Genomic DNA, 7792 nt, shown 5'->3' with positions numbered 1-7792 from the left:
GAACAGGCGCTACCGCGAGACGCCATGCCCAGGGGCGGCTGGGGTCTGGTCGAACAGGCGCTACCGCGAGACGCCATCCTCGGGAGCGCCGGGAGCGCCGGGAGCCCCTGGAGGTCGTCGCGGGGGCGTCGTGTGGAGCGGGCGACGGGAATCGAACCCGCGTAGCCTGCTTGGAAGGCAGGGGCTTTACCATTAAGCTACGCCCGCATCGGCGGCTGACCTGGGGTTTCCCCCTCGTCTCGCTCGCGCTGAGACAACACTACCGGACCGGTGCGGCGCTCCCAACTCCCGGCCCGCCAACTCGGAATCTGCCGTGATGCGGCACTGTCGTACACTGGGCGAGTTGGTTTGGCGGCCCGGCAGGTTTCCCGCGTACGGCGCGGGGTGGTCGGTCGCGCGACTCACCGGGATGTGGCGCAGCTTGGTAGCGCATCCGCTTTGGGAGCGGAGGGTCGCAGGTTCGAATCCTGTCATCCCGACCAGCGGAGCCCGAAACACGAACCCCACACGACTTTCCTAGGAGATCATCACCGTGAAGAGCACTGTCGAGCAGCTGAACCCGACCCGGGTCAAGGTCACGGTGGAGGTGCCGTTCGCTGAGCTCGAGCCGGACTTCGCCAAGGCGTACAAGTCGCTCGCCGGCCAGGTCAACATCGCCGGCTTCCGTCCGGGCAAGGCCCCCGCCAAGCTCCTCGAGGCGCGGATCGGTCGCCCGGCGGTCCTGGAGCAGGTCATCAACGACATGATCCCGACCCGCTACGGCCAGGCCGTCGACGAGCACGACCTCAAGGTCCTGGCGCAGCCGGAGATCGAGGTGACCAAGCTCGAGGACGGCGACGTCGTGGAGTTCACCGCCGAGGTGGACGTGCGCCCCGAGATCACCCTCCCGACCTACTCTGAGCTGGCGGTCACCGTCGAGGCCCCCGCCACCGACGAGGCGGCGGTGGAGACCGAGCTCGACAACCTCCGCGCCCGCTTCGGCACCCTCAAGGGCGTCGAGCGCGGTGCCGAGAAGGGCGACTTCCTCTCGGTGGACCTGGCCGCCACCGTCGACGGCGAGCCCGTCGACGAGGCCTCGACCGAGGGCCTGTCCTACGAGCTCGGTTCCGGCACGCTCGTCGAGGGCCTCGACGACGCCGCCGAGGGCCTCAAGGCCGGCGAGTCCAAGGAGTTCACCTCCTCGCTCGTCGCCGGTGATCACGCCGGCAAGGAGGCGGTCATCACCGTGACCGTCCAGTCCGTCAAGGAGCGCGAGCTCCCCGACGCCGACGACGAGTTCGCGCAGATGGCCAGCGAGTTCGACACCCTCGACGAGCTCAAGGCCGACCTCACGGAGAAGGTGGCGCAGCAGGCCAAGGCCGGCCTCGCCGGCGAGATCCGCGACAAGGTCCTGGACGCGCTGATCGAGGCCACCGAGATCCCGACCCCGGAGTCCCTCGTCGAGTCCGAGGCGCACGCGCAGATGCACCAGCTCATCGACCAGTTCGGTGGGGACCCCGGGATCCTCGACCAGGCGCTGGCCGCCGAGGGCACCGACCGCGAGACCTTCGAGGCCGAGACCCGCGAGGGCGCCGCGCGCGCCATCCGCAGCCAGCTGCTGCTGGACGCCGTGGCCGAGGACGCCTCGACCGAGGTCTCGCAGGAGGAGCTCACGCAGCACATCATGTTCCAGGCCCAGCGCTACGGCATGGACCCGAACCAGTTCGTGCAGCAGATCCAGCAGGCCGGCCAGCTCGGGTCGCTGTTCTCCGACGTGCGCCGCTCCAAGGCCCTGGCCGACGTGATCGTCCAGGCGAACGTCACGGACACCGAGGGCAACACGGTCGACACCACCGAGTTCTTCGGCTCGCGTGAGGAGGAGGCCACCGACTCCGCCGAGGGCGCGGACTCCGCCGAGACCGCCGAGGTCGAGGCCGACGCCTCCGACGAGAAGGCCACCGACGCCTGATCGTCGCCGCCTGAACCACCCCCCGGAGCCGGGGACCACCCCACGGTGGTCCCCGGCTCCGTCGTTCGCGGCCCCGGGGACCGCGCGAGGCGACGCTGAGAGCGAACACCCGCCCCGTCGGGACGGTTCCGTCGTGGGCGTTGGTTACTGTTTGACGTAACGGATACCCGGCCGCCGGACGGCCGGGCACCGCGGGAGCGGTGAGACGATCAGCGAAGGTAGGTACCCCGTGGCCCAGAACGGTTCAGCGGCACAGCCCGGTTCGACGCAACCCGCCCTCAGCTCTCCCGGATCCCACGGGCTGAGCCTCGGCGACTCGGTGTACGAGCGTCTCCTGCAGGAACGGATCATCTTCCTGGGTTCCCAGGTGGACGACGACATCGCCAACCGCCTCTGCGCGCAGATCCTGCTGCTCGCGGCGGAGGACCCCACCCGCGACATCGCCATGTACATCAACTCGCCCGGCGGCTCGGTGTCCGCGGGCATGGCGATTTTCGACACCATGCAGTTTGTTGAGTGCGACGTCTCCACGTATGCGATGGGACTTGCGGCCTCGATGGGCCAGTTCCTCCTGGCCGCCGGTACCAAGGGCAAGCGTTTCGCGCTGCCGCACGCCAAGATCATGATGCATCAGCCCTCCGGCGGAGTCGGCGGGTCGGCCATCGACATCGCCATCCAAGCCGAGCAGCTCGCCTTGACTAAGAAGCAGATGGCCGAGCTCATCGCCGACCACACGGGCCAGTCGTTCGAGCAGGTCACCGAGGACTCGGACCGTGACCGGTGGTTCACCGCGCAGCAGGCCAAGGAGTACGGGTTCGTCGACCACGTGATCACGCGCGCGTCCCAGACCGGCGGAACGTCGCCGTCGTGAACGTCGAACCCGTCGCCCACGGGAGCGCTCCCGCAGCCCAGCCCGCCCCGCACACCACCACGGAGTCACCGATGACCTCACTGCCGACCTCGCGCTACATCCTGCCCTCCTTCGTCGAGCACTCGAGCTACGGCGTCAAGGAGTCCAACCCGTACAACAAGCTCTTCGAGGAGCGCATCATCTTCCTGGGCACCCAGGTCGACGACGCCTCGGCGAACGACATCATGGCCCAGCTCCTCGTCCTCGAGGGCCAGGATCCGGACCGCGACATCACGATGTACATCAACTCGCCCGGTGGGTCGTTCACCTCGCTCATGGCGATCTACGACACGATGCAGTACGTGCGCCCCGACATCGTGACGGTGTGCCTGGGGCAGGCGGCCTCGGCCGCCGCCGTCCTGCTCGCGGCGGGCACCAATGGCAAGCGGGCCGCGTTGCCCAACGCCCGCATCCTCATCCACCAGCCGTCGACCGGCGGCATGCAGGGGCAGGCATCGGATCTCGAGATCCAGGCCGCGGAGATCGAGCGCATGCGTCGCCTCATGGAGACGACCCTGGCGCTGCACACCGGCCACGAGGCCGAGAAGATCCGCAAGGACACCGATCGCGACAAGATCCTCACGGCCGCGGAGGCCAAGGACTACGGCATCATCGACACCGTGTTCGACTACCGCAAGCTGTCGTCGACCAACTGACGTCCGGGCGGCGCGCCGTAGAGGGTAGCGGTGCGCCGTCAGGTCCAATGAACTGATCGCGCGGGGGGTCGGATTTGCCGGCCCTCCCGCGTACCGTCGACTACGGGGTGTGAATCCGGGCCCCTGGAATGCGAGGACGTAGAACTCATGGCACGTGTGGGTGAGAGCGGCGACCTGTTGAAGTGTTCCTTCTGTGGGAAGAGCCAGAAGCAGGTCAAGAAGCTGATCGCAGGTCCCGGGGTCTACATCTGCGACGAGTGCATCGAGCTGTGCAACGAGATCATCGAGTCCGAGGTCGAGGACTCGCAGGACTCGGCACTCGACGAGCTGCCCAAGCCGTCGGAGATCCACGCGTTCCTCGACGAGTACGTGGTGGGACAGGACGCCGCCAAGCGGAACCTCGCGGTGGCCGTCTACAACCACTACAAGCGCATCCGCGTGGGGGCCTCCCTCGGTCGCGGTGACGCCGTCGAGTTGGCCAAGTCCAACATCCTCATGCTGGGGCCGACCGGGTGTGGCAAGACCTATCTCGCCCAGACCCTGGCCAAGATGCTCAACGTCCCGTTCGCCATCGCCGATGCCACCGCGCTGACCGAGGCCGGCTACGTCGGTGAGGACGTGGAGAACATCCTCCTCAAGCTCATCCAGGCCGCGGACTACGACACCAAGCGTGCCGAGATGGGCATCATCTACATCGACGAGGTCGACAAGATCGCCCGCAAGGCCGAGAACCCGTCGATCACGCGCGACGTGTCCGGCGAGGGCGTCCAGCAGGCGCTGCTGAAAATCCTCGAGGGTACGCAGGCGTCGGTGCCCCCGCAGGGTGGACGCAAGCACCCGCACCAGGAGTTCATCCAGATCGACACGTCCAACGTGCTGTTCATCGTCGCCGGGGCCTTCCAGGGCCTGGAGAAGATCGTCGGCGACCGTGTGGGTCGCAAGGGGATGGGCTTCGGGGCCGAGGTGGCCAGCAAGAGCTCCCTGGACACCACCGAGAACTTCGCCGAGGTCATGCCCGAGGATCTGGTGAAGTACGGGTTGATCCCCGAGTTCATCGGGCGCCTGCCGGTCGTGGCGACCGTGACGAGCCTGGACCGCGAGGCGCTGGTCAACATCCTCAGCGAGCCCAAGAACGCGCTCGTCAAGCAGTACGCCCGGCTGTTCGAGATGGACGGCGTCGAGTTGGAGTTCACCTCGGACGCCCTCGAGGCCGTGGCCGATCAGGCGATCCTCCGGGGCACCGGCGCCCGTGGACTGCGCGCCATCATGGAGGAGGTCCTCCTCCCGGTCATGTACGACATCCCCGGACGTGACGACGTGGCCCGCGTGGTGGTCACCGGCGAGACGGTGCGCCACAACGTGCTGCCGACGATCGTCCCGTTCTCCGACTCCGAGCCCCGGGAGAAGTCGGCGTAGGACCCGTCAGCTCGTGGTGCGGCGCTCCAGCAGCGCCGACACCGCGAGTCCCAGGACGATCCCCCAGAACGGCGCGGAGATCCCGAGCAGGGACACGTCAGCCACCGTCACCAGCAGACACACCAGCGGCCCCAACGCGCGGTCGGTCCGGAACGCCGTGACGAACGCCGACTGCAGTGGCGCCAGCATCGCCAGCCCGCCGAGCGCCGCGACGAAGGCCGCCGGCGTCCCGACCATGAGGCCGACGAACGCGGGGGAGAGCACCCCCACGATCAGGGCGAGTCCGCCAGTGCCGATCGCGGCCGCGTAGTGCCGGCGGGGCTCCCCGGATGAGACGAGCAGCGCGTTGGTCGGTCCGGTCAGGCACGTGGAGACCCCGCCGATCGCGGAGACCAGCAGAGACCAGATCCCGCACGCCACGGCGCAGGCGTTTACCGGCGGATGATGCCCCTTGGCACGGAGAACCCCGACCCCCTGGCCGTTCTGGACGACGAGCACGGTGATGGCCAGGGGGACCACCAACTCCGTGAGACCGCGGACGGTGAACTCCGGCCCCTGCACCATGGGGACGGCGAGGAGCCCGTCGTCCAGGACTCCCCGCGACAACCCGCCGTCGAGTATCACCGCGATGATCCCCACCAGCATCGCGGCGAGGATCGGCGGGACCACCCGGGCCACCCGCGGAAGGGCCCCGACGGCGAGGAAGGCCACCACCATGGGCAGGGCCACGGCGGCGGAGGTCCACACCGCGTCGACCAGGCCGAGGCCGAACCGGAGGAACACCCCGGCCACCATGGCCATGATCAGGGGCATTGGAATCCAGTCCATGACCCTGCGCGCGACCCCGCTGAGGCCGATCAGCAGGATCACCACGCCCGTGATGACGTAGGCGCCGAGTACCTCCGACCACCGAAGATGTCCGAGCGAGTTGCCCACGATCACGGTGCCGGGGATGGTCCAGAAGAACGCCAACGGGGTCCGGTAGATCCAGCTCATGAGAATGGTGAGGACCCCGTTGGCGAAGAACACCCCGAAGATCCACGAGGACAGTTCCTGCGGGGTCAACCCGCCCTGTTCCCCCGCGGCCAGGATCACGGCGACGGGGCCGGTCGCGGAGAAGATCAGCGCGATGAGGGCGTTGGCACATTCTCTCGGGCCCAGGTCCGCCAGCACCCGCCGAGGCGAGGGTCGGCGGTGGTGGGGGATCTCGATCGGCAGCGGCGTGGCGGTCCGGGACGGGTCTCCCGCCGGGGCGTCGGTGTCCCGGCTCCGACCGTCGGTGGGGGCGCTGTCGGTGGTCACGGGACTCCTGACTCGTCGGGATCGGGCCCGAACGGGTGGCGGGACCTGGCGACGTGGGCCGCCAGCTCGGTGCGGCCGTTGATCCCGAGCTTCGAGTAGATGCGGGTGAGGTGGTACTGGATCGTCTTGACGCTGAGGAACAGCTCTTCGGCGGCCTGGGCGTTGGTCCGCCCCGCCGCGACGAGGGTGGCCACGGCCCGTTCCTGCGGGGTGAGGGTGGAGTTGCCGACCGCGCGGGCCACGTCGACACCCCCGGCGCGGCGCTCCCGCTCACAGCGCTCGACGTAGGCGTGGGCGCCGAGTTGTTCGTAGAGGTCTCGGGCGGTCCCGAGGGCGAGGTGGGCCTCGCGGCGCCGGCCGGCCCGACGCAGGGTCTGGCCGAAGCCGAAGTGCATCTGTGCGGAGTAGTACGGCATCGCCAGTCCGTCGAGGTACTCCAGGCTCCGGTGGAAGATGCGGGAGCATTCCTCCACGTCCCCGCGGACGGCGGCGATCCGGGAGCGGACCGCGCCGAGCCTGGCCTGCGTGGACCGGTGGCCCAGCTCCACGGCCCGCTGTTCGGGGGGACCGATGAGCGCCTCGGCGTCCTCGAGCCGGCCGGCCAGGACGAGGGAGGGGGCGTAGAGATCGTGCCACGGCCAGAAACCCGGCTGGTCGATGTCGAGCCGGAGGGACAGGGCGTGCAGCGGTTCGGCGGCCCGTCGCACCGAGGTGTAGTCACCGGCGGCGGCGGCGACCTGCATGCGCCCCATGGCGGAGGGGATGATCTGCACCGGGTAGGCGTCCGCGGTGGTGGTGAGGTGCCTCAGGTGTGCGGCCGCCCCCAGGTGGTCGCCGCGCATGGACCTGATGACGGCACCGGACCAGTGGATCACCGGGGCGAGCAGGTCCAGTTCGAGATCCTCGAGACGTCGGGCGGCGGTGTCGACGACCCGGAGCGCCTCGTCCCAGTCCCCCCGGAGCAGGTGGGTGCGTGCGAGCCACGCCTGAGCCCACAGCGAGATCCGCGCGGAACCGGAGACGTCGGCCGTCGGCACGGCCGAACCCAGGCGGTGGCGGGCCGTCTCGAGATCGTCGTGGGCGAGCGCGATCCATCCGGAGGCCATCTCGAAGCGCTGGGCCACCGCGGGGGCGAGAGAATCGATCCGGTCCTCGTCGGTGACGCCGCCTCCCGGGGCGGCGTCGATCGCCTCGCCCAGGACGGTGATGGCCCGGGCCTCCTCGACCTCCGGTTGGTCGGGATGGGCGCCCCCGATGACGACCCCGGCCCAGTGCCTCAGCTGGTCGGGGCGCCACAGGCACAGTGAGTGCACCACGAACTTCTGGGCGAGTGCGACGGGGTCGGGGGCGGTGACACCGGGAGAACCGGACTGCCCGGCGTCGAGGGCTCGCCGGAGGAGTGCCTCGGCCTCTCCCGCGTGGCCCAGGTGGAGCGCGAGCGAACCGAGGACCGCATCGCGGCGCGGGTCGGGCCGGACCCGGTCGAGCGTGTGGGACAGCGCGGCGGCCTCGCTGATCCGCCCCGCCCCGAGGAGCGCGTCGATTCCGTCGATGTGCAGG

At 69.5% G+C, this 7792-nt stretch carries 6 protein-coding genes and 2 tRNA genes; 5 read left to right on the top strand and 3 right to left on the bottom strand.

The genetic code is table 11. The features are described from left to right. Window positions 1–133 precede the first annotated feature (133 nt). Window positions 134–207 (bottom strand) — tRNA-Gly (locus tag G6021_RS07085). A gap of 198 nt (window positions 208–405) precedes the next feature. Between G6021_RS07085 and G6021_RS07080 the strand changes: the two genes are divergently transcribed. From G6021_RS07080 to clpX, 5 genes are all read left to right on the top strand, one after another. After that, window positions 406–482, top strand: a tRNA-Pro gene (locus G6021_RS07080). Window positions 483–532: 50 nt separating this feature from the next. Further along, entirely contained in the window at window positions 533–1948 is a 1416-nt protein-coding gene (gene tig / locus G6021_RS07075; protein ID WP_182640939.1) for a trigger factor, read from the top strand. 301 nt (window positions 1949–2249) lie between these two features. Further along, window positions 2250–2819 (top strand): ATP-dependent Clp protease proteolytic subunit, encoded by a 570-nt coding sequence (locus tag G6021_RS07070; RefSeq protein ID WP_042328906.1) that lies wholly within the window; start codon window positions 2250–2252, stop codon window positions 2817–2819. 71 nt (window positions 2820–2890) lie between these two features. Further along, entirely contained in the window at window positions 2891–3514 is a 624-nt protein-coding gene (locus G6021_RS07065; RefSeq protein WP_182640938.1) for an ATP-dependent Clp protease proteolytic subunit, read from the top strand. 147 nt (window positions 3515–3661) lie between these two features. Continuing rightward, on the top strand, window positions 3662–4930 hold the full coding sequence (gene clpX, locus G6021_RS07060; RefSeq protein WP_179524914.1) for an ATP-dependent Clp protease ATP-binding subunit ClpX: 1269 nt from the start codon (window positions 3662–3664) through the stop codon (window positions 4928–4930). 6 nt (window positions 4931–4936) lie between these two features. Here clpX and G6021_RS07055 read toward each other — a convergent pair whose 3' ends face one another. Then, window positions 4937–6232 carry a benzoate/H(+) symporter BenE family transporter gene (locus G6021_RS07055; protein ID WP_347238926.1) on the bottom strand — a complete coding sequence of 432 codons (1296 nt, stop codon included), beginning with the start codon at window positions 6230–6232 and terminating at the stop codon, window positions 4937–4939. Next, window positions 6229–7792: LuxR family transcriptional regulator (locus G6021_RS07050; protein WP_241736457.1), on the bottom strand; the 1564-nt coding region annotated here is incomplete at its 5' end. The genes G6021_RS07055 and G6021_RS07050, both read right to left, overlap by 4 nt.

Source organism: Dietzia sp. CW19, assembly GCF_014145265.1.
Taxonomy (GTDB): Bacteria; Actinomycetota; Actinomycetes; order Mycobacteriales; family Mycobacteriaceae; genus Dietzia; species Dietzia natronolimnaea.
The sequence above is the reverse complement of the archived record's forward strand: the minus strand, read 5'-3'. Positions and strand labels throughout refer to the sequence as shown.